The organism is Acidobacteriota bacterium (assembly GCA_034211275.1).
GTDB lineage: Bacteria > Acidobacteriota > Thermoanaerobaculia > Multivoradales > JAHZIX01 > JAGQSE01.
In genome coordinates this window covers 1-20,757 of sequence record JAXHTF010000021.1, presented here as the reverse complement: position 1 = coordinate 20,757, position 20,757 = coordinate 1, and the positions used below count along the sequence as shown (strand labels likewise).

At 65.6% G+C, this 20,757-nt stretch carries 18 protein-coding genes; 7 read left to right on the top strand and 11 right to left on the bottom strand.

Translation table 11 applies throughout. The features are described from left to right. Positions 1–12: 12 nt before the first annotated feature. Both SX243_05805 and SX243_05800 read left to right on the top strand, forming a co-directional pair. On the top strand, positions 13–1,224 hold the full coding sequence (locus SX243_05805; protein ID MDY7092476.1) for a DEAD/DEAH box helicase: 1,212 nt from the start codon (positions 13–15) through the stop codon (positions 1,222–1,224). A gap of 79 nt (positions 1,225–1,303) precedes the next feature. After that, entirely contained in the window at positions 1,304–1,747 is a 444-nt protein-coding gene (locus SX243_05800) for a GNAT family N-acetyltransferase (GenBank protein MDY7092475.1), read from the top strand. Here SX243_05800 and SX243_05795 read toward each other — a convergent pair. Then, positions 1,734–2,057 (bottom strand): type II toxin-antitoxin system prevent-host-death family antitoxin, encoded by a 324-nt coding sequence (locus SX243_05795; GenBank protein ID MDY7092474.1) that lies wholly within the window; start codon positions 2,055–2,057, stop codon positions 1,734–1,736. The genes SX243_05800 and SX243_05795 overlap by 14 nt on opposite strands. Before the next feature lie 181 nt (positions 2,058–2,238). On the opposite strand from SX243_05795, the gene SX243_05790 reads away from it, so the two are divergent. Next, the gene (locus SX243_05790) at positions 2,239–3,339 is read left to right on the top strand and encodes a type I restriction endonuclease (GenBank protein MDY7092473.1); all 1,101 of its coding nucleotides are present in this window, start codon (positions 2,239–2,241) and stop codon (positions 3,337–3,339) included. Between the two features lie 57 nt (positions 3,340–3,396). On the opposite strand, the gene SX243_05785 is transcribed toward SX243_05790, so the two are convergent. The 3 genes from SX243_05785 to SX243_05775 are packed head-to-tail and all read right to left on the bottom strand — an operon-like array spanning position 3,397 to position 5,960. Beyond that, entirely contained in the window at positions 3,397–3,699 is a 303-nt protein-coding gene (locus tag SX243_05785; GenBank protein ID MDY7092472.1) for a HigA family addiction module antitoxin, read from the bottom strand. A 24-nt stretch (positions 3,700–3,723) separates the two neighbouring features. Further along, positions 3,724–4,002 carry a type II toxin-antitoxin system RelE/ParE family toxin gene (locus tag SX243_05780; GenBank protein ID MDY7092471.1) on the bottom strand — a complete coding sequence of 93 codons (279 nt, stop codon included), beginning with the start codon at positions 4,000–4,002 and terminating at the stop codon, positions 3,724–3,726. A 32-nt stretch (positions 4,003–4,034) separates the two neighbouring features. Next, positions 4,035–5,960, bottom strand: coding sequence for an amidohydrolase family protein (locus SX243_05775; GenBank protein ID MDY7092470.1), 1,926 nt, complete (start codon positions 5,958–5,960; stop codon positions 4,035–4,037). Between the two features lie 222 nt (positions 5,961–6,182). Between SX243_05775 and SX243_05770 the strand changes: the two genes are divergently transcribed. Further along, positions 6,183–8,540, top strand: a complete 2,358-nt coding sequence (locus SX243_05770) for a response regulator (GenBank protein ID MDY7092469.1) — start codon at positions 6,183–6,185, stop codon at positions 8,538–8,540. Here SX243_05770 and SX243_05765 read toward each other — a convergent pair. Then, positions 8,473–11,205 carry a PIG-L family deacetylase gene (locus SX243_05765; protein ID MDY7092468.1) on the bottom strand — a complete coding sequence of 911 codons (2,733 nt, stop codon included), beginning with the start codon at positions 11,203–11,205 and terminating at the stop codon, positions 8,473–8,475. The two genes, SX243_05770 and SX243_05765, sit on opposite strands and share 68 nt — an antisense overlap. Before the next feature lie 595 nt (positions 11,206–11,800). On the opposite strand from SX243_05765, the gene SX243_05760 reads away from it, so the two are divergent. Further along, positions 11,801–13,228, top strand: a complete 1,428-nt coding sequence (locus SX243_05760; protein ID MDY7092467.1) for a hypothetical protein — start codon at positions 11,801–11,803, stop codon at positions 13,226–13,228. Between the two features lie 93 nt (positions 13,229–13,321). Here SX243_05760 and SX243_05755 read toward each other — a convergent pair whose 3' ends face one another. The 5 genes from SX243_05755 to SX243_05735 all read right to left on the bottom strand — a co-directional run bounded on the left by SX243_05755 (position 13,322) and on the right by SX243_05735 (position 18,118). Beyond that, positions 13,322–15,406: an S-layer homology domain-containing protein gene (locus SX243_05755; protein MDY7092466.1), complete on the bottom strand. Its 2,085-nt coding sequence runs from the start codon at positions 15,404–15,406 to the stop codon at positions 13,322–13,324. A gap of 522 nt (positions 15,407–15,928) precedes the next feature. After that, complete coding sequence (locus SX243_05750) at positions 15,929–16,093, bottom strand: hypothetical protein (GenBank protein MDY7092465.1); 165 nt, start codon at positions 16,091–16,093, stop codon at positions 15,929–15,931. Continuing rightward, a complete protein-coding gene (locus SX243_05745; GenBank protein MDY7092464.1) occupies positions 16,090–16,878 on the bottom strand; it encodes a fumarylacetoacetate hydrolase family protein in 789 nt (262 codons plus the stop codon). The genes SX243_05750 and SX243_05745 overlap by 4 nt, the downstream gene beginning before the upstream one ends. A gap of 44 nt (positions 16,879–16,922) precedes the next feature. Beyond that, on the bottom strand, positions 16,923–17,825 hold the full coding sequence (locus SX243_05740) for an RluA family pseudouridine synthase (protein MDY7092463.1): 903 nt from the start codon (positions 17,823–17,825) through the stop codon (positions 16,923–16,925). Positions 17,826–17,896: 71 nt separating this feature from the next. Next, the gene (locus tag SX243_05735) at positions 17,897–18,118 is read right to left on the bottom strand and encodes a hypothetical protein (GenBank protein ID MDY7092462.1); all 222 of its coding nucleotides are present in this window, start codon (positions 18,116–18,118) and stop codon (positions 17,897–17,899) included. Positions 18,119–18,381: 263 nt separating this feature from the next. On the opposite strand from SX243_05735, the gene SX243_05730 reads away from it, so the two are divergent. Both SX243_05730 and SX243_05725 read left to right on the top strand, forming a co-directional pair. Then, positions 18,382–19,155 carry a sulfotransferase family protein gene (locus tag SX243_05730; GenBank protein ID MDY7092461.1) on the top strand — a complete coding sequence of 258 codons (774 nt, stop codon included), beginning with the start codon at positions 18,382–18,384 and terminating at the stop codon, positions 19,153–19,155. A gap of 35 nt (positions 19,156–19,190) precedes the next feature. Next, positions 19,191–20,108, top strand: a complete 918-nt coding sequence (locus SX243_05725) for an aminotransferase class IV (protein MDY7092460.1) — start codon at positions 19,191–19,193, stop codon at positions 20,106–20,108. 142 nt (positions 20,109–20,250) lie between these two features. On the opposite strand, the gene SX243_05720 is transcribed toward SX243_05725, so the two are convergent. Further along, positions 20,251–20,652, bottom strand: coding sequence for a hypothetical protein (locus tag SX243_05720; protein ID MDY7092459.1), 402 nt, complete (start codon positions 20,650–20,652; stop codon positions 20,251–20,253). Positions 20,653–20,757: the final 105 nt, after the last annotated feature.

Here is a 20,757-nt window from a genome sequence, read left to right as displayed (position 1 = left end):
ATACTCATGCGGATGTTCACAGGACCAATTGCTCAAACCCCCGTAGACACCACAGACCTAAGCTTCGAGGATCTCGGCCTCAGCGACCCGATCCTCGACACCCTGGACGAAATCGGCTTCGAGCACCCGACGCCGATCCAGGCGAAGGCGATCCCGCCGGCCCTCGACGGCCGCGACGTCATCGGCCTTGCGGAAACCGGCTCGGGCAAGACCGCCGCGTTCTGCCTGCCCATGGCCGAGAGGCTCTTCCACGGCCGCGGCGTGCGCGGCCTGATCCTCTGCCCCACCCGAGAGATCGCGCTGCAGACCAAGGCCTTCCTGGAGGTTTTCGGCGAAAATCACCAGCTGCGCAGCTGCTGCATCATCGGCGGCGTCAAGATGGGTCCGCAGATCCAGCGGCTGCGCCAGAAGCCCGACATCATCGTCGCCACTCCCGGGCGCCTCTTCGATCACATGGGCCGCGGCAACGTGCGCCTGGACAAGATCGAAATGGTGGTGCTGGACGAAGGCGATCACATGCTGGACCTGGGCTTTTTGCCGCAGATTAGCCGCATCCTGGAGGCGGTGCCCAAGAAGCGCCACACCATGATGTTCTCCGCCACCATGCCGGCCCCCATCGAGCGCTTGACCCAGCGCTTCATGGACGATCCGGTGCGCATCGACATCCTGCCCAAGGGCGCCGCGGAAGGCATCGAGCACCGCCTGTACTTGGTCAAGCCCGACGACCAGCTGCCGGCGCTGCTCTCGCTGCTGCGCGAAGAGCCGGGCAGCACGCTGATGTTCATCCGCCGCAAGATCGACGCCGAATGGGCCGTGCGGCGGCTGGAGCAGGAGGGCTTCCAGGTGGAGCGCATCCACTCCAACCTCTCCCAGGGTCAGCGCGTGGCCGCCCTCCAAGGCCTGCGGGAAGGCGACCACCGCATCCTCATCGCCACGGACATCGCCGCCCGCGGCATCGACATCCCGGTACTGGCCCACATCATCAACTACGGCATGCCGGAGAACGCCGAGGACTACATCCACCGCGCCGGCCGCACCGCCCGTGGCAGCAATCAGGGCGTGGTTTCGTCCATCGCCTCGTTCCTCGACAAGCCGCGGATCCGCGAGATCGAGCGCGCCCTCGGCGAGGAGCTTCCGCGCTGCACGCTGCCGGACATCGAGCCCTACAAAGAACGCAAGAGCACCATCCGCGGCCGCAAACGCATCCACCGCCGCCTGCTCTGAGCCTCAACAGCCTCCCAGCCCCTCTCCCGGTCCGGCGTATCCCCGAGCTCCTCAGGGCTTCGTCGACCGGGGGCACGCCATGCTCGACCTCATCTGCCAGCCCTTCGACCGCCTCACCGTCCGCCAGCTCCACGATCTGCTGGAGCTGCGCTGCCAGGTCTTCATCGTCGAGCAGAACTGCGCCTACGACGACATCGACGGTCACGATCCGGAGAGCGTCCACCTGCTAGCCTATGACGGCGAGACGCTGGAAGGCTGCTGCCGCTGGTACCCCCGAGACCCCCAGGTCGTCTTCGGCCGCATCGTCACCTCCCAACGCACCCGCGGCCAGGGCCTCGGCTCCTACCTGATGGCCGAAGCCCTCGACCGCATCGGCCCCACCGAGATCTTCCTCAGCGCCCAAGCCCACCTGGAACCCTTCTACCGCCGATTCGGCTTCATCCCCCAAGGCGAGCCCTACGACGACGTGGGGATTTTGCATGTGCATATGGTGCGGGTGGCTCCTTTACCTACTCCTGAGTAGAGCTCTCCCGCTCCGCCCGCAGCTCCGCCAACGGCCGGAGCTCTCCACCGCGGATGTCCTTGCAGAGCTCTTCGAGGGTAACTCCTTTGATGGAGCCCCGAAGAGCCTTCAAACGCTCGGCAGCAGCCAAAGCCTTCTCACGGCTTGACGTCGCCTCGGGCGCCAGCCGCGCCATGGGGCGACCATGCCTGGTGATCACGAATGATTCCCCGCAGGCTGCTCGGGCAAGCAGCTCGCTGAAGCGCACTTTGGCCTCAGATTCTCTGATGACTTCCACTGTGCCTCCTTTAGCTCTTCGCCAGGCCCTCATGACAGAAGAGCTTGTCCCCGATGCACCAAATGAACCCAAGTCCGCAGAAACTACGCTTTAACCTCTCGACTCTAGCTATTTCCCTGAAGACCGTGAGCTGACTTAAGATACGTGCAGTAGCAAGCATAGATAAAACCTAAACTCAAAGCGCTGATTCTCTGAAATCAACCTCGGAGGTCCCATGTCTCTCTACGAAAGCCTCAAAACACTCTCCGGCCGAATCCAGGCCCAGAAGGATGGAATTCAGACTGAAGAGGCCACCAAGACGGCGTTCGTCCTCCCCTTCATTGCAGCCCTTGGCTACAACGTCTTCGATCCCACCGAGGTCACCCCTGAGCTCACCGCCGACATGGGAATCAAGAAAGGTGAGAAGGTGGATTATGCCATCCTGCAGGATGGGCAGCCGGTGATTCTCATCGAGTGCAAGGACTGCCGAGCCGATCTCGACCGAGCACACGCGTCACAACTCTACCGCTATTTTCACTGTACTTCCGCGCGGGTAGGCGTGCTCACCAATGGAATCACCTGGCGCTTTTTCTCCGATCTCGAGGAGAAAAACAAGATGGACGAGAAACCCTTCCTCGTCGTTGACATGCTGAATCTCCGAGAGCCGGTGATCAAGGAGCTTCAACGGCTTCAAAAAGGCTCCCTCGATGTCGATGAGATCGTAACCGCTGCTGGCGATCTCAAATACACTCGCGAGATTCGCAAGGTCTTCAGCCAAAACGTCGCTGATCCGTCCGAGGAATTCGCCCGCTTTTTCGCCGGAGAGGTCTACAGCGGCCGGCTAACTCAGAAGGTCCTGGAACAGTTCAGGGAGTACACACGAAGAGCCATCAGCCAGTACCTATCGGACCGTATTAGCGACCGACTGCAATACGCTCTCGACCAGGAGAAGGCTTCAACCACCGCCGAAAGCAGGCCGCAGGAAGCCACCGCTCAAGAAGCAGAGACTGAAATACCAGCTGAGGAAGACGGTGTCGAGACCACCGCAGAAGAATCCGCCGCCTTCCATATCGTCACGGCGATCTGCTCTGAAGTCGTCGAACCGGACCGAGTCGTCATGAGAGACGTCAAGTCGTACTGCGGAATCCTCCTCGACGACAACAACCGTAAGCCCATCTGCCGACTGCACTTCAACACCTCCCAGAAGTACTTGGGAGTGTTCACCGCCGACAAAGACGAGGAACGGATCCCCATCGGGTCGATTCGGGAGATCTACAGCCATCGGGACCGCCTCAAGGCTACGGTCCAGGGATATCTCGACCAAGAACAAGAATGATCTGGCCTTCTCGAACCTGAAGGCCTTTTCCGCGGCACCCGGAGGCCCTGTCAGAGATCAAGTAGCCGCTGCCGGCTCCAACGAATAGCGTTCCACATGGATCTCATCAGCTTTGGCCTGGGCCTGGGCGATGTCATAGGCCGCCTGCAGCCGGATCCACATACCCGGAGAGCTCCCGAAGGCCTTCGAGAGCCGAATCGCCATTTCCGGCGAAATGCCGGCCTTACCGTTAATGAGGCGCGACAGAGTTGTTCGGCTGACACCGAGCACTTTGGCACCTTGGCTGACGGAAAGACCAAGAGGCTCCAGACAGTTGATACGGACGGAAAGACCGGGATGAGGTGGATTCTTCATCGGCATAAGAGTGCTACCCCTTTCTTCCATCTAGTGATAGTCGAGTAGTTCCACATCCGAGGCATCCCCACCCTCGAACCGAAAGATGATTCTCCAGTTTCCACTGACACTCACAGACCAGAACCCTTGTAGCTTCCCTTTGAGAGGATGAAGCCTAAAACCGGGTAGCCCCATGTCTTCTGGAGCGTGTGCTTCATCGAGATAAGCCAGGACTGTCCTGACCTTCATCAGAATGTCGGAGCTGATGCCACGGGCGTCGTCTTGTTGGTAGAGGCGCTTTAGGCCCTTGTGTCGAAAACTCCGAATCATCACCGATACTGTAGCGCGAAACGCCTCACGCATCAACGCTCCGATTCTCCTTGAGGAGAAGCCCGCAGCTCCGCCAACGGCCGGAGCTCTCCACCGCGGATCACGGAGTGCAGTTGGCGGAGGTTGGCGATGTCTTGGGTGGGGTCGGCGGTGAGGAGGAGGAGGTCGGCGATCTTGCCGGCTTCGATGGTGCCGATCTCGTCGTCCATCTTCATGGCGCGGGCGCCGCCCTGGGTGGCGGTGACCAGGACTTCTAGGGGGGTCAGGCCGGCGGCCTGCATGGCCTCCATTTCGGCATAGACCGACGGGCCGTGGACCGTCAGGGGGTTGCCGGCATCGGTGCCCATGGCGATGGGGATGCCCGCCTCGTGCACCTTGCGCAGGTTGGCGGCGTTGGTGGCGACGCTCTTCTCCAGTCGCTCGCGGCGAGCGGCGAGGCGCTCCTCGGTCAGGCGATCGGTGCCGATGATCCCACCGAGGTCGGCGCTACGGGCGATGCGTTCCAGGGTGCGGGAGTCGACGCAGCCGTTGGGGTCATCGACGTGCGGAGCCTCGCCCTTCGCCGCCGCCTCATACATGCGTAGATAGCCCTCGCGCACGATGAGGGTGGGGCAGTAGATCGTGCCCTGGTGCTGCGCCAGCTCGATGAATTCCTCGTCCACCGGCTGATCCTCCACGCTGTGCACCAGCAGATGAGCGCCGGCACGCAGGGCGACCTTGGCTTCCCGCAGGCTGGTAGCGTGGACGATGAGGGGCACGCCGCGCTCCCGCGCCTCTTCGCCGGCGGCGAGCACCGCCTGGTCGAAGGGCTCGGGGTCGCCTTCGCGGATCGGAATGAACCACACCTTGACGGCGTCGGTGTCGTGGGCGGTGAGGAAGCTCACTCCCCGTTCGGCGCTCTCGCGATCCTTGAGGTGGATGAACTGGCGCTCCGCCGGCAGGTTGAGCCAGTGGTCGAGGGTGGAGAGGAGCGGCCCCGCCACCGCCAGGTGCGGCGCCCGGGTCGAGCCTTCGGCGCGGCGCCGTAGATCCCAGGTCCAGGGATAGCCGCCGACGTCGAAGGCCGCCGTCACCCCGGAGCACAGATGCGCGCGCCAGAAGACTTCGGGATGGGCGCGGAGGGAGGCCTGCACCTCTTCGTAGGGGAACTCGCCGCGGACGTCGGCGCTGTCCGGCCGGCCGTCAGCCCAGGCGGTCTGGGCGTGGTGAATGTGGGCGTCCACCAAGCCCGGGGTGATCCACTGGCCGGAGGTGTCCACCGTCGTCATCCCTTGGGGGACCGTGCACTGCTCCGCGCTGCCGGCACAAGCGATGCGGCCGTCCTCGATTACCACCACCGCGTTCTCCACCGGCGCAGCGCCGGTGCCGTCCACCAGCGTACCGCCGACCAGCGCCAGCGGCGGCGGGGCAGTCCCCGGAGGGGCGCCGAAAGCGGTGGTCACCGCGATGCGCCAGCCGTCTTCGGTATCGAGGAAGAGCCGTTCGGAAAGCCCTGTGACCTCCTCGGAGCCGTAGCGCACTCGGTAGCGATAGGTTCCGTAGACCACCCCCGGCCGCAACGGCACCAGCTGCAAATCCTGCGCGTCGAAAAAGTCCGGCCAGCCCTCACCGGCGCTCTCCTCGAGGCCATCGAAGCCCAGCTGGGGGCCGCCCGGCCCGCTGCGCACCAGGTTCTCGGAGTTCCAGTAGCAGGCCAAGTAGGCTGCGCGGTCGCGATTGCGGATGGCGTCGAGGTTGGCTTCGAACAGGGCTCGGGCAGCCGCTACGTCGGAAGCGGCCTCGAAAGCACCCTCCATCTGAGACGACCCCATCTGCGGGGAGTCCTCCTGCGAAGCATCCGCGAGCGCCGAAGACGGGAGGCCGACGGCGGTCAAGGTCCCCAGAAAAGCCAGCAATGCCAAGCTGGACCAGCGAAGGGAACGAGCAGCCTTGCGGGGCGCCGCGAGTCGATGGGACATGGAGGGCCTCCTTTCGAGGATCGAGAATCCAGAGCTCAGCCGAAGCTGTCAGTGCGGGCCGAAATTGTCGGGACGGGGTACTCGGCCTCTGTACGGTATCGCGCCCCGGTGCGGTTTGCAGCCCTGCAGCGCTATACTTCTCGGACCATCGAAGCCCCCAAACTCTGAAGCTCTCGTGCGCCCACTCCAACAGCGGACTGGGACGCCCTGGATTAGATCCCGATGACCGAGTCGCCCCCTTCAGACTCTCAGGCCGGCGGTCGAGCCGACAATCCGTCAGGCGGCCCAGCCGACACCCCATCGAGCCTCCCGTCGGATTCTCAATTCCTGCGCCGCCTACTGAGTCAGGGAAGCCCCGAAAGCTCTCGACGACGACGCCATCGCCGCAGGCGGCGGCTGCACACCGTCCAGATCCCCATCCTGCGCAGCCTCGGCTTCGCCCTAGTGGCCCTGGGGGTGGCGCTGCACAACCTGCTGCTGACCGACAGCTTCGACCTCCACAGCTACCTGGTCTTCCTGGCCATCCTGACCGTCTACAGCGCCGGGTCCTGGTGGATCCTGCACGTGGGCTACAGTCGGGTGGAGCGATGGGGCGTGCGGGCCCCTGGATTGGGACGCCTGGGCCTGGGCGATCTCTTTCTGGTCGTGGACATCTTTCTCTTCACCCTCGCGGTGTACTTCACCGGCGGCGAGACCAGCTGGCTCTTCTTCATCCTCCTGATGAGGGTCGCCGACCAGACCCACAGCAGCTTCCGCCGTGCCCTCGTCTTTGCCCACGTCAGCCTTGTCGCCTACTTGCTCATGTTGCTCTACATCGTGCAGGTGGACCAACGCTCCATCGCCTGGCCGGTGGCGCTGACCCTGTGCTCCTTCCTCTACGGCGGCAACCTCTATATCGCCACCAGCGCCCGGCCCAGCGAACGGCTGCGGCAGCGCACCGCCGAGGCCGTGCGCCTGTCCCGGGATCTCATCGGCCGACTGCAACGGAAGGGCCGGGAGCTGGAAGCAGCGCGGGCCAAGGCCGAAGCCGGCAACCAGGCCAAATCCCGCTTCCTCGCCACCATGAGCCACGAGCTCCGGACGCCCATGAACGCCATCATCGGCATGAACCAGCTGCTGCGCGAAAGCGGCCTCGACGCCGACCAGCAGCGGCTGGCGGAGATCACCGGCCAGAGCGCCGAGGTCCTGTTGGTGATTCTCGACGACATCCTGGACTTCAGCGCCCTGGAAGCCGGTCAGCTGCGGGTGGAAGAGCAACCGGTAGAGCTGCACCGGGTGTTGGAGAGCGTGGTCGAGCTCCTGTCCTTGGAGGCGGATCACAAGGGATTGAGGCTCGGACTGGAGATGACTCCGGAGGTGCCCGCGTGGATACGCACCGATCCTCTGCGACTGCGCCAGATCCTGCTCAATCTGCTCTCCAACGGGATCAAATTCACCGCCGCCGGCAGCGTGGTGCTCCGCGTCCATGCCACCGAGGACGGAGCGCTCGAAGGAACTCCGACGAGGCTGCGATTCAGCGTGCAAGACACCGGCATGGGCATCGCCCCGGAGCAGCTGGAGCACGTGCTCCAACCCTTCACCCAAGGGGACGACTCCGACACACGGCCCTATGCAGGTACAGGACTGGGCCTTGCCCTCACCCGCAGCCTGATCGAGCGCTTGGGCGGAGAGCTCGGGGTGGAGAGTCAGCCGAGGCAGGGCTCGACGTTCTGGTTCGAGCTGCCGGCGCCCCCGGTCCCGGCGGTTCCGGAGCGCCCGGCGAGGGTGAAGGCACCGAGCGCCACCGCACCGGGAGAACACCACGTGCTGGTGGTAGAGGACAACCCGGTCAACCAAACTCTAGCCCAGCACCAGCTCGCCCAGCTGGGGCTGTCGTCGACGGTGGCGCAGCACGGCGAGGAAGCGCTCCAACAGCTGAGCGAGAAACGCTTCGACTTGATCCTGATGGACGTCCAGATGCCCGTCATGGGTGGCTTTCGAGCCACCGCGGAGATCCGCCGGCGAGAGGGGGTGGAGCAGCACACGCCCATCGTAGCCATGACCGCCCACGCCCTGCCGGCGGATCGCCAGCGATGCATCGATGCGGGCATGGACGACTACCTCGCCAAACCGGTGCAGCTGGAAGTGCTGGCCCAAACCCTGAGCCGCTGGCTGGGACCGCTGCCCCAACTGGCTCCCGACCTCACCGCCGTGACGCCGGCACCGGATACAGCCGGGGTGGGCGCCAGCGAACAGGCGGTGGACGCGACCACCCTGGAGAAACTTCGCATTCTCGGCGAGCGCTCGGGACGGGACGTGCTGGGCAAGGTGGTGGCCATCTTCCACCGCGAGGCGCCCCATCGCCTGGAACGCCTGCGCCAGGCCTCTGCGGAGGCGGACCGGGAGGCCCTGGCTTTCACCGCCCATTCGCTACGCGGCAGCAGCGGAACTCTGGGGGCGCAGCAGATGGCGGATCTTTGCCGGCGCCTGGAGGCCGAAGCGACGACCGCCAGCCCGCAGCGCCTCGACTCTCTCATCCGGGAGCTGGAGGAAGAGTTGCGCCGGGTCCTGGAGGCCTTGCCGGCGGTGCCAGCAGATTGAGAAAAAGGCGATACGCCCCCACCACGCCGGCGGGCAGCTGGCGGAAGAAGGCCAGGCCGGAGTAGAGATACTCGCCCTCGCCGATGGGAGCGATCAACAATCCACCCTCCAGAGGCTCCCCTGCGGGCCCGGGCAGGCTCAGCAACGGCGTGAAGGCGGAATCCCAAGTGTGGGCGAAGTACAGCCCCCGTTCCTGCACCCACCCCTGCCAATCCTCCGCGGTAATGGAGTTGGGGGTGAGGAACACGGGATGGGTGGGGTCCAAGACGGTCACCGGTGCGGTCTCGTCGGTGACCCGGTCATGGGGTCGGGCGATGTCCAGCGGCAGGAGCGCCAGATCGCCGCGGACGAATTGATACTGCTGGTATTGCACCACCAGCCGGCCGCCGCCGCGGACGTACTCCAACAGCCGCCCGTTGACCCGGCCCAGGGTGGGGTTGGTCTCGTAGGCGCGGCTTCCCACCACCAACACATCGAAGGCGGAGAGATCTCCCACCTCGAGCATCTCGTCGGTGAGCAGCTCCACCGGCACCCCGATGCGCTGCAGCGCCTCCGGAACCCGGTCCGAGGCCCCTCGCACGTAGCCCACCCGCCCCAGTTCCGGCAGCTGGAGATCCCCGGCGTGAATCCTCACCTCCGCCACCCGGGGGTAGGGCACGGGACGAATGTGCTCGTACTCCACCGTCGGAACCGCCCTGCCGTAGACCTCTCCCTCCACCGCCGCGGTGACGGCGATGCGGTGTTTGCCGGCGGGCAGGAGACTCGGCGGCTGGAGATCGACGCTCAGGCTTTGCTGCCCTCCCGCCGATAGCTCGAAGGAACGGGAATCGAGGGCCGGCCAGCCCGCCGGTGCATCGAGGGTGAGCTCACCCTGCACCGGCCGCTGGCGATGGTTGGTCAGCCGCACTTCCAGACGCCGGGCTTCGCTCCGGCCCACCGGCCAGACGATGGAATCCGGCGCCACGCTCACCTCCACCGGCGGCACCACCCGCAGGGGCCGCCGCACCTCGCCCCGGGCCTGATCCGAGAAGCGCTGCACCACCTCGCGCTCCAGCTCCAAGGCCCCATGGCCGGTGGTCATCGAGACCCGGGCCGTCAGCACCGGTGGCTGGAAAGGCTCACCCCGTACCGACGGCGCCACGCCCTGCCAACTGTAGACGTCACCGGCCAGGGGCTGGCGGAGAAAGTAGGGCAGGGTGGCCGGAGCCTGCTCCGCCACGGCAATGCGATAGGTCCAGCTTCCCAACTCTCCCGCTGCCAACCGGCGGGGTGCCGCAACGGACTGGTCTTCTTCCCCATCCTCCGCCTGCAACTCAGCCTTCCAGCCTTCCGGCAGTCCCAGCTCCACCGCCGCCACCGTCACCGGTTCCCCGGAGCTATTCCACACCTCGACGGTGAGCTCCACCGTCTCGCCGGGCACCAACGTCTCCCGATCCGTCGCCGCGTCGAAGACCAGTCCCGCCGCCGCCGCCAGACCTTCCTGGGCGATGAGGATCTTCTCGTCCAGGAGAGCCCCGGCGTGAATCTCCCCCGGATGCTCTTCTCCCAGCTCGCCGCGCACCTGGCGGAGCAGCGCGAGGATCCGGCCCAGGCTTTCGGCGGCGGCCTCCGGATGGCTGGGCGAGAGCTTCTCCCGAGCCTCCCGGGCTAGCTCCTCCACCGCGTCCAAATCCGGCGTCAGGCTCGCGCGCAGACCGGCGTCTTCGAGACCGCCAAGGATCGCCGCCGGACGCGTGTCGATACCGGCGAAGGGATCCGTCCCCTGAGCGGTGGCGACACCGGCTACGGGAAGCAGGCGCCCCTCCCGGGCCCCCAGCTGAAGCAGCCGGCCCATGTCCTGGGAGCGGTGCAGCCCTCGGCTAGCGAGAGCGATCTGGAGATAGGAACGGCCGCTGAAGGGCTCCACCACCCCGAGGGGAAACCGGTTGGCCTCCGCCTCCCGATCAAACCACCCGGAACGGTACAGAGCCTGGGGCCGCCACGGCAGAGCGCCCTCCGCCAGCAGCTCGGGGGCCGCCTCCGGGCGCCCGGCGAGGTCGAAGACCCGCTCGGCGATCACCCCCGCGGCCTGGTGCTGACCGTGGCCGGCAGCGGCGGTGGGAGGAAAGACAGAGACCATCACCTGGGGCCGGAAGCGCCGGATGACCCGTAGGGCGTCTTCTTCCAGCAGCTTTTGGGGCCAACGCTCCAGGGTTTCTTCCAGCGAACGCGTGTAGCCGAAGTCGTAGGCCCGGGTGAAGAACTGACGAGCACCGTCCACCCGCCGGGCGGAGAGCAGCTCCTGGCTGCGAATCAAGCCCAACCCCACTCCCAGCTCCGGCCCGATGAGGTTCTGGCCCCCTTCGCCGCGGTTGAGGGCCAGGTAGGCCGCCTCGCCCCCCTCTCCCAGCGCCACCCGCGTCAGCAGGGTGGTGTCCTCGTCGTCCGGGTGCGCCGCCAGGATCAACAGTCGGCGATGGGTGGCGAGCTTGGCCAAAGCCCGGTCGATGACTTCGAGTCCGCCGGTGGTGGGTGGAACGAGAGGGTCCTGAAGGCTCGCCGCGGGCCAGGCCGCGACGGAGCTCGCGGGCAACCCAGCCAGACCCAGGGCGGTCAAGGCGATGCCCGACAGAACTCTTCGGAGGCCCGGGAGGACGGCGGATGGGAAGCGGAGTTGGTAGCTCATAAGCGCCGATTGTAGCCCGGCGGCCTCCGCTGTTCACGCCCCCCGGCACCTTCCCGGCGCTGGGCAGATTCTTCCGAATTCTTTTCCCAACCGACTACGGAACTCTGAAATGTAGCGCGTCTATACCCATGAAGGTGGCCACTTTCGCTCTTTGAACTGGGAGCCCAATCCCGGGCTCCCTCTCATTGCCCGCAAAGGGCTGAAGGAGGTCCCCTTATGTACCGCTACCCCCGTCTGTTTTGCGTCTTGGCCTGTCTGACCTGGCTCTGCGCGACTTCGGTCGTGTCGGCCACCCCCCTGCCAACCTCGGAGTCTCCCTCCGCGTTGCCCACGCCAGCACTCACCCTCTCCGCCGTAGCTCCTCCGGCGGACAAGGGCAACGGCATCGATCCTGACGGCTAGTCGCAGTTTCAGCCATAATGTGTGTCCGCTGTCCCCCTTTCGGGGGGCAGCGGCAACATTATTGAGTAGAAGGGTTCGAAAAACCGCAACAGCGGACCCATGAAACCGTACCAAGCTTCCTATTGCATCAAGATGATTCTGTAGAGTAGGAACCCCGACAGAAGTCATCCCAAGCGCAACGGCAACAACCTCAGTGGCTAAAGATCAACATCACGAGACCCTCCGCCGACTCCTCCAGGACGAGGGTACGGTGGGATCGGAACGCTTTCTCGCGCTACTGGAGCACCTCACCCAAGAGTGTGACGAGTGCCGCCGGATTCTCCAGCAATTGGAGCATGCCGAAGCGAGCGGGGAGTGGGACGAAGCGAGCCCATTCAACCAGGAAGCCCAGCATTCTCGGGAAACAGAGCGTTTTCGGGAGGCACGGCGCTTTCGGGAGGCACGGCGCTTTCGGGAAGCACAGGCGCGCGACGAGGTCCTGGAGCGGTCCACCCATGAAGCCTTGGCCCGCCGGGCCACCTTCCAACGGGAAGAAGCAGAAGCCAAGGGGCTGGTCGAAGAGCTGCTCACCTGGGCTCTACCCGAGAACCTGGAAGAAGCTGCCGCCCAGCCTCGGTTCCACACTCGCTCGGTGGTGGAGGCCTTGCTACAGGAGGCCAGGTCGCGATGGTTCGATGCTCCCACCCAGGCGGTGGCGCTCACCGAGCTCGCGCTACGCCTCTTGGGCCAGCTCGATCCCCAGCTCTACGGCCGCGATGTCATCGCCGATGTCGCCGCCCGCAGCTGGGCCTTCAAAGGAAATGCCCACCGTCTGCAGGATCGCCATGGGGCGTCGGAAGAGGCTTTCGGGCGCGCTCAGGTGCTGCTCACAGCAGGGACCGGCGACCCTCTCGCCCTGGCAGAGGTGCTCTCGTTGCGGGCGTCGTTGCTCATCGATCAACGACGGTTCGAAACCGCCCAGAGCCTCTTGCAAGAATCCGTAAGGATCTACCGCGATATCGGAGAAAGGCACCTGGAAGCCCGCACCTTGCTCAAGCAATCGCATCTCTATGAAGTCCACAACCGGTCAGCCCTAGCCGTTCAGGCGCTAAGGCGAGCCCTGCAATCCATCGATACTGAACGCGAGCCAATAGTCGAGCTCATCGCTCGGCACAATCTCATCGGCATCCTGTCGAAGAATCAGCAAGCCATGGAAGCTCGCAAGATCCTGGAAGAGAGCGCCGACCTCTACGAGCGCTTTCGGGCACCCTGGGTCGAACGGCGCACCATCTGGTTGGAAGGGATCATCGCCCTCGGCCTGGACGAGCTCGAGCACGCCGAAAAGCTCCTGGAGCATGCGCGGGAGATGTATGAGGAGAGCGGCGAGATCTACTATTGGGCCCTGGTCTCCCTAGATCTCGCGCTGGTCTTCGCCGCCGAACAGCGTCATGCCGAACTCAAGACCTTGGCGGAAACCCTGTTCAATACCTTCAAAGAGCTGGAGATCCACCGCGAGGCCTTCGCGTCGCTCCTGCTCTTCTATCAATCCGCCCAAACCGAAGAGATCAGCAGCGCGGTCGTGGGCAACCTCATCACGGCTCTCAAGCGCCACCCCTACACGCCCAAGCAGCAGCCTTCCTGAGCCCCAAAAGCAGAGCCGCCCGAGCACGAATGCCCGGGCGGCCATGGGTTGAGCCTCGCGGCTTGAGAGCCGCGAGAGCTTCACTTCAGCCGATCACGGCTCGGTGGGGGTAGTGTCCACCGGGCACGCACGATCCAGCTTGAACAGCGCATCCACGGCCCGCAGCGAATCGGCGCGGGTGGCCAGCTGCGAGGGGCAGTACTTGCCGCTGCCGCAACCTTCCACTGCACCCTGGGAGTAGGCGTCTTCCACCCAATCGCTCCTCGGATCCGAGGGCGGCAGGTCGGAGAACATCCCCAAGGCACCGATGGGCTTGTAGTTGGCACCGTTCAGAGCCTTGAGGCCGACTTCCGGCAGCTCCGAGCGCAGCACCGGATCGTCCGGGCAGAAGCTGGAATTGCCACAGCCGTTCATCAGACCCTCGCGCACCGCAGCCTCGATCCAACCACCGGCCCAATGGGTCTTGGGGACGTCCTTGAACGCACCCGTGCCCGCCGGCGGCTTGTAGGCGGCGCCGTGCTTGGCGCTCAACGCGGTGATCGCCAGCGAAGCCCGGGTCAGCACGTGACCGGTGGTCTCGCAGCAGCTGCAATTGCTCGAGCAGTATGCGGAGGCGCTGGCAGAGGCCTGTGCCAGGCTGGTGGCGGTCGCCTGCGCCGAAGCGCTGGTCGCCGTCGCCACGGCGGTGGTCGCCTGCGCTGAAGCGAAGGCCGCAGCGGAAGCGCTCACCTGAGTGACCGCCACCGCCAGGGCATCGGCGTTGGCGTCGGCGTAGGTGTCAGCGTAAGCGAAGGCGCTGGCGGAAGCTTCCGCGTCCGCGAAGGCACCGGCGGCGGCCTGGGCCGAAGCGTTGGCCGCGGCCTGAGCGTCGGCGACGGCAGCAGCAGCGGCCACCGCGTCGCCACCGCATGCGGCGGCGATGGCGGCGGAAACGGCGCTGGCGGCAGCGCTCGCTTCGGCGTCGGCGGTAGCCCAGGCGACGCCAAGAGCCGAAGCCGCGGCCTGAGCGTCGGCGTAGGCCAGGGCGCAGGCCGAGGCGTTGGCGTTGGCCGAAGCCAAGGCGATGGCGATGGCGTCAGCGCTCGCCTGAGCGGCGCCGACGGCCTGGGCCGAAGCCTGGGCAAAGGCGGCGGCAGCGGCTACGGCCTGGGCGCAAGCGTTGGCGCTGGCCTGAGCCGAAGCGGAGCTGGATGCACAGGCGGTAGCGCAACCGCAGGATGCACACGCGCTGGCCACCGCATTGGCCTGGGCCTGGGCGTTGGCGCAGGCGTTGGCGACACTGATCTCGAAGGAGAGGGCCGAGCTGTACTCGGCGGCAGCGGCGATGGCGAAGGCGTCGGCGCTCTGCCATTCGACGTCGATGTCGAAAGCCGAGTCGGAGGCCGCCGAGCACTCGAGGGCGATGGCGGTCTCGCGGGCCTGGGCGTCCGCCCAAGCGATGGCGATGGCGTCGGCATGGGCCTGAGCGACCTCCGCCGCCGCCGCAGCCTCGACCACGAACTCGAGCTGGTTACCCACCAGATAATCCTCGAACTCACCGAGAGTGAACTGACCGCTGCCGTCCCAGCCGGAGGCATTGAGGCTGACCACGGAACCGATGGTCTGGCTGGTCACGGCGACGCGCATCCAGGTAGCCACGGGCAGAGACGGGAAGGGGAAGGGACCAACGGTGACCTGAACCGTATTGCCCGGGTTGACCGCCACGGGATAGTCCTGAACCACCCATTCGGTCGTGCTGGTGCTGTCCCAGGTGCCGTCCACGTCAGCGTCCAGCAGCACGTTGATGTAGCGGGTGCCAGTGGCCGAAGCGGCGAAGGTCACATCGAAGGTGAGATACGTGCTGAAGATCGAGCCGGAAGAGGACGGGCAGACGCCGCCCACCAGGCCATCATCGAAGTCGTCGTCGACGAAATTCTCCACCAGGTCCGGATCGAGGGGATCGGCAGCGCCGCGCTCCAGGCTGACCACCTGACCCAACCAGGTGTCGGTGACGCTCAGAGCGTGGCCGCCGTTGAGGCTGTAGCGGCTGTTGGAAGTGTTGAAGTTGGTCGGGAAGTTCCCGATCACGGCATCGTAGGGAGCCGCGTAGCCGGCGATGATGCCGTCCGGCGAGTCGCCGTATTCACCATCGGTGACCTGGGCGGTCGCCGGCAGAGCAAATACGAGCAGAAGAGCCAAGGAGCAGACAAGGCTGCCCCAGAGCCAGGTTTGAGGTCGGACACCAGAGCGGTGCCGGCGGGTTCCAGAATGGTCTTGGAACGGACTCATGAAAATCTCCCTCTTCCTTCTCGGAGAAGAGCAACAAAAGAAAAACCAGCGAGAAACGTCCGAGGCGTCAGACCAACGATGCACCGATGGAGGCGCTCAGCCCGACTGAGCACCGCACGCTCCCACTGCGCCACTCGAACAACCGGGCGGCCTCAGTGCGTAGACCCGTTATAAAGAAAACCTTCGGACTCTTTATAGCAAGAAGATGCTGGTATGCCTAATTGACATCTTGTAACAATCTGCAGGCAGCAATGTGCCGAGGGCCTCCGCTAGGCAGGTGGCAAGGAGGGCAAGTGCGGGAAGAGAAGGGAGGGATTGAGAACGAAGAACCGAGGCACGACACCGAGAGCTGACAGAAGACTCCGCGGGGGCTCCCGTCGGAGTGCCCCCAACGGGCAAACCACCTTCGGGGCAGCCCACCAGCGGGATTCGCTAGCGGCGCATACGGTCGACGGTTCCGATGGCGAGATAGACGAAGATTCCCACGGCAACGGCCACCGGCGCCGCCAGCTGCCACGGATAGCCGCGGGCAAAGATCAGCGCCGGCATGGACACAGCCCCGGCGATGGCTGCCAGGATCGCGCGTTTTCGGATCATGAGCACAGCTCCTCGACAGGATTTTCCAGCACGATAGGACTGTCCAGCGGGTCACCGCCGGAGACCTCGACCTCCAGCTGCTGGCCCGTGGCCAGGGGCCCGACACCCTCAGGCGTGCCGGTGAGCACCAAATCCCCGGGATCCAAGGTCATGAAATGGGAGATGTAGCGCACCAGCTCCACCAGACCCCAGGCCATCTCCCGCACATGACCGTGCTGGCGCTGCTCGCCATCGACGCGGGTGGTGACGGTGAGATCCTCCACATCCGCACCGACGGCGATGGCCGGCCCCAGGGGACAGAAAGTGTCGAAGCTCTTACCGCGAGCGAACGTGGCATCTCGCCGCTGGAGGTCCCGGGCGGTGACGTCACAGGCGGCGGTGATCCCGAGGATTCCCAAGCGGGCATCCTCTGCGCTGCAGCGACGTAGCCGGTGGCGAATCACCACCGCGATCTCCCCTTCGAACTCCACTCGCCCACTCTCCGGCGGCAAAAGCACCGGCACCCGGGGACCGACGATGGAGGACGGGGCCTTGAGGAAGAGCAGCGGCTCCGCCGGCATGGGGTTGCCCAGCTCCTCGGCATGGGCGCGGTAGTTGCGCCCGACGCCGACGATCTTCCCCGGCTTCACAGGCACCATGGGCACCGGCGCCTCGTCCCGCACCTCCCGACCCAGCTCCCAGCCTCCGGGCAGGACCTCCAACGGATCCGAGTGGAGATAGCGCAGCCGGCCGTCCTCGTCGGCGACGGCGAAGAAACCTTCCGGTCCTAAGCGATAGAGCAGCATGGGTGCGATTCTATGTTCCGGGACGAGGTCAGGGTACCCATCCTTCAGAGCGCTTCGAGCTCCGGCGGCGGCGGAGCGGTGACTGTCAGCGTCTCTCCGGTCTTGGGATGGGGCAAGGAGAGCTCCAGAGCATGGAGCATGAGACGGCGCGCCTCGCCACCGCCGTAGAGGCGATCCCCCACCACCGGATGCCCCGAGTGTGCGAGATGGACCCGCACCTGGTGGGTCCGGCCGGTGAGCAGTCGACATTCCACCAGCGACCGTTCGTCTCCGGCGGCCACCACCTCCACATCGGTGCGGGATGCCTTGCCGCCGGCGGCTACCTCGAACTTCCACCCGCCTCCCGGGACCTTGGCCAGAGGGGCTTCGATGACCAAACGCCCGGTCTCACCGTCCAACGCAGGGACTCCGTGGACCAAGGCTCGGTACCGGCGGTGCACCCGCTTCTCTCGCCATAGCCGGGACAGGGGCTCCAGGGCCCGGCGATCCGTGGCGAAGAGCAGGACACCGCTGGTCAGCCGATCCAACCGGTGAATCAGTCGCAGGAACGGAGGCCGCCCCTCCGCCGCGGCCAACTGCAGGCGCACCGCCTCATCGCAAGCCAGCTCCCCCTCGCCGCGGCGCTCCGCCGGCTGGGAGAGCATGCCGGCGGGCTTGTCCACCACCAGCAGCCAGGGATCACGATGAAGAAGGGGGATCTCCGGCAGCTCGGGACGCGGGGGGACTTCGAGCTCCGCCGGCGGACGCAGCACATCGATGACGTCTGCCAGCTCCAGCTCTCGGGATTGGACGCGAATCGGCCGGCCGTTGCGCAGCACCTCGCCGGCGGAAATGGCCTCCCGCGCCTTGCGTCGGGACAGGGCCGTGGCGGCGGCGAGGAATCGATCCAGGCGCTCGCCGACGAGGGGCGGAAATACGAGCAGTCGGGTGGGGGTGGAAAGGGGCAAGAGTAGGGCTCCAGAAGTGAGCGGAGCCTATCTCATCCTGGCAGGATCGTGGATGACCGGGCTGCCAAGAGTCAGCCGCGGGCCTCCGACGGGGCCTCGACGGCGACCCATTGTCGGCACAGGCGGCGCTGCCCTTCGGCGTCATCCATACCCAGAGCCTGCTGGCTGAAACGGCGGATTTCCCGCCGGTCGATGCCGGCGCGGCGCAGGGCGAGGCGCACCGCGCTGATCAACGCGAGTGGATGCGGACTGCGGACGCAGACCTGAATGCGCGGATACCGAGGCCCAGCCATCACTCCCTGCTTCGTTCCCGGTGCCAACGTTGCCAAACTGTGGGGGCGCGGTCGCCGGCCGGTCATCGGGTGAAAACGGAGCCGTCGGCCGCGGTTCGAGGTGCCCACATCTCTATACGACGCGCGAGACGGAAGATTTGTTCCGAATTTCTCCAAACTGCAAGCGCTAAACCGCAAAAACCGCCTTTTTCGGCGCGCCCCGGCGATGATCGACCCAAGCCACCAAGAATCACCAGCCCGCGGCTGCTATGCTCATCCGGCCCATGAACGTCAGCACAGTGTCCTCGGTCGAGAGGTTTACGGTCGAGCACCCTCTACGCATCCATGTGTGGTCCGGCCCGCGAAATATCTCCACCGCCTTGATGTACTCCTTCGCCCAACGGGACGACACCCGGGTGGTGGACGAGCCCTTCTACGCCCACTACCTGGAGCTCACCGGCGCCCCCCATCCGGGACGGAAGGAAGTGCTGGCGACCATGACCTCCGACGCCGAGACCGTGGTCCGCCGGGACATCCTGGCTCCCCGGGATCGGCCGGTGATCTTCTTCAAACAGATGGCCCACCACCTGGCGGGATTGGATTGGAGCTTCCTCGACCACGGCGTCCACGTGCTGCTGGTGCGCGAACCCCAGGAGGTGCTCACCAGCCTGGTGAACCAGCTACCCCGGCCCCAGCTGCGGGACACCGGCCTCGACCTCCAGGTCCAGCTCCTGGACCACCTGCTGGAGCGCGGTCAGGAACCGCCGGTTCTCGACTCCCGACTCCTGCTTCTGGACCCACCGGGCGTACTGGCTCAGCTGTGCCGGCGGCTGGGCATTGACTTCCAACCAGCCATGCTCTCCTGGCCTGCGCAACCGCGGCCGGAAGACGGTGTCTGGGCTCGTCACTGGTACCACAGCCTGCACCGCTCCACCGGCTTCCAGCCCTACCGGGCCAAGACCGAGCCTCTGCCCAACGGGCTGGAGGAATTGCTCGAGACCTGCCGGCCACTCTACCGGCGGCTCCGGGAACGGGCCCTCACCGCCAGCGACGACTAGACACCACTCCTGAATCAATGAAGGCAGACCCGACGATGCGCGAATACGAACCCCAAGAGCTCCCCGACCCCCGCAACGCCGAGATCCTCGTCTACATTGGCGATGGCCTGGTACCCCGGTCCGAAGCCAAGGTCTCGGTCTTCGACAGCGTGGTGCAGGGCGGCGACGCGGTGTGGGAGGGGCTGCGGGTGTACTCGGGACGCATTTTCCAGCTCGACGCCCACCTGGACCGCCTCTTCGCCTCCGCCCACGCCCTCGCCTTCGCCGGCGTGCCCAGCCGCGAGCAAGTCGTCCGCGCCCTCTTCACCACCCTCAAGGCCAACGGCATGGACAACGGCGCTCACGTGCGCCTGACCCTCACCCGCGGCCCCAAGGTCACCTCCGGCATGAGCCCGCGGTTCAACCGGGCGGGGTGCTGTTTGATCGTGCTGGCGGAGTGGAAGCCGCCGGTCTACGACGCCGAAGGCATCCGCCTCATCACCTCGTCGGTACGCCGCAACTCGCCCCAATGCCTGGACTCGAAGATCCATCACAACAATCTACTCAACAACATCCTGGCGAAGATCGAGGCCAACGCCGCCGGAGTCGACGACGCTGTGATGCTCGACCTCCACGGATTCGTCTCCGAAACCAACGCCACCAACCTCTTCCTCATCCGCCAGGACGAGCTCCACACCCCCGCCGCCGAGAGCTGCCTGCCGGGAATCACCCGCCGGGTGGTCCTCGAGCTGGCCCGCGCCGACGGCATCCCCACCTTCGAGCGCCACATCACCCCCAGCGAGCTCTACACCGCCGACGAGGTCTTCACCACCGGCACCATGGGGGAGCTCTCGCCGGTGCTGGAAATCGACGACCGGGAGATCGGCGACGGCTCTCCCGGCTCCATAACCCGCCGGCTCCAGGAGCTCTTCCAGCGGCGGGTGGCCAGCGAAGGCGAGCCTTTCCTGGTCTGAGGAATCTTGCGCAACGCAACAACGCCCGCCGGAGTCAAAGGAAAGTCCCTCGGACCCCGGCGGGCGCATAACCGATCATCTAGCTGAAGAAACGCCTAGAGCATTCCCAAGCCGACCGGTGGCGGCATCGGTGAGCTGAGAATCACCAATTGCCCGAGCCGGTCTGACCGTCAGCGCAAGCCCAAGCCTTGACCACGCCGCCATAGCTCGTGATGTCGGCCCCGAACCATTGGGTTCCGATTCGACCGATAACGCTGTAGGACTGGGAGACCTGACCGCACTCCATCTTGTTGGACTTGGTGTCGTCTCCTTGACGACACTCGCAATCCTCCTTGGTGAAGCAGGTCTTGACGACAGTGGGTTCCGCATTGGGCGGCTCCACTACGAAGGGGAAAGCGGCGCCCGACGTGAACTCGGCAGAGAACGAAGCCTGACAGCCGTCGGATCCCAGAGCGGAAACCTGCACCTGGCCCCAGGCCTTGGTCACGCCGATGAGGTTCTCCCAGGTGTCGGTGTCATAACCCGTCGGGGCGCCGCGCCGCACTACCGGCCTCCGCGGCTTTCTCAAGCATAACGCCGATTTTTATTTACCGCCGCGGCCCCGGCAAAGACGGCTGCCAGAAGTGCTGAGCCGCAAAGAGGTTTTGGC

Coding starts and splice junctions, on each gene's coding strand:
- SX243_05805 (MDY7092476.1), top strand. CDS start 13: ATGTTCACAGGACCAATTGCTCAAACCCCCGTAGACACCACAGACCTA.
- SX243_05800 (MDY7092475.1), top strand. CDS start 1,304: ATGCTCGACCTCATCTGCCAGCCCTTCGACCGCCTCACCGTCCGCCAG.
- SX243_05795 (MDY7092474.1), bottom strand. CDS start 2,057: ATGAGGGCCTGGCGAAGAGCTAAAGGAGGCACAGTGGAAGTCATCAGA.
- SX243_05790 (MDY7092473.1), top strand. CDS start 2,239: ATGTCTCTCTACGAAAGCCTCAAAACACTCTCCGGCCGAATCCAGGCC.
- SX243_05785 (MDY7092472.1), bottom strand. CDS start 3,699: ATGCCGATGAAGAATCCACCTCATCCCGGTCTTTCCGTCCGTATCAAC.
- SX243_05780 (MDY7092471.1), bottom strand. CDS start 4,002: ATGATTCGGAGTTTTCGACACAAGGGCCTAAAGCGCCTCTACCAACAA.
- SX243_05775 (MDY7092470.1), bottom strand. CDS start 5,960: ATGTCCCATCGACTCGCGGCGCCCCGCAAGGCTGCTCGTTCCCTTCGC.
- SX243_05770 (MDY7092469.1), top strand. CDS start 6,183: ATGACCGAGTCGCCCCCTTCAGACTCTCAGGCCGGCGGTCGAGCCGAC.
- SX243_05765 (MDY7092468.1), bottom strand. CDS start 11,205: ATGAGCTACCAACTCCGCTTCCCATCCGCCGTCCTCCCGGGCCTCCGA.
- SX243_05750 (MDY7092465.1), bottom strand. CDS start 16,093: ATGATCCGAAAACGCGCGATCCTGGCAGCCATCGCCGGGGCTGTGTCC.
- SX243_05745 (MDY7092464.1), bottom strand. CDS start 16,878: ATGCTGCTCTATCGCTTAGGACCGGAAGGTTTCTTCGCCGTCGCCGAC.
- SX243_05735 (MDY7092462.1), bottom strand. CDS start 18,118: ATGGCTGGGCCTCGGTATCCGCGCATTCAGGTCTGCGTCCGCAGTCCG.
- SX243_05730 (MDY7092461.1), top strand. CDS start 18,382: ATGAACGTCAGCACAGTGTCCTCGGTCGAGAGGTTTACGGTCGAGCAC.
- SX243_05725 (MDY7092460.1), top strand. CDS start 19,191: ATGCGCGAATACGAACCCCAAGAGCTCCCCGACCCCCGCAACGCCGAG.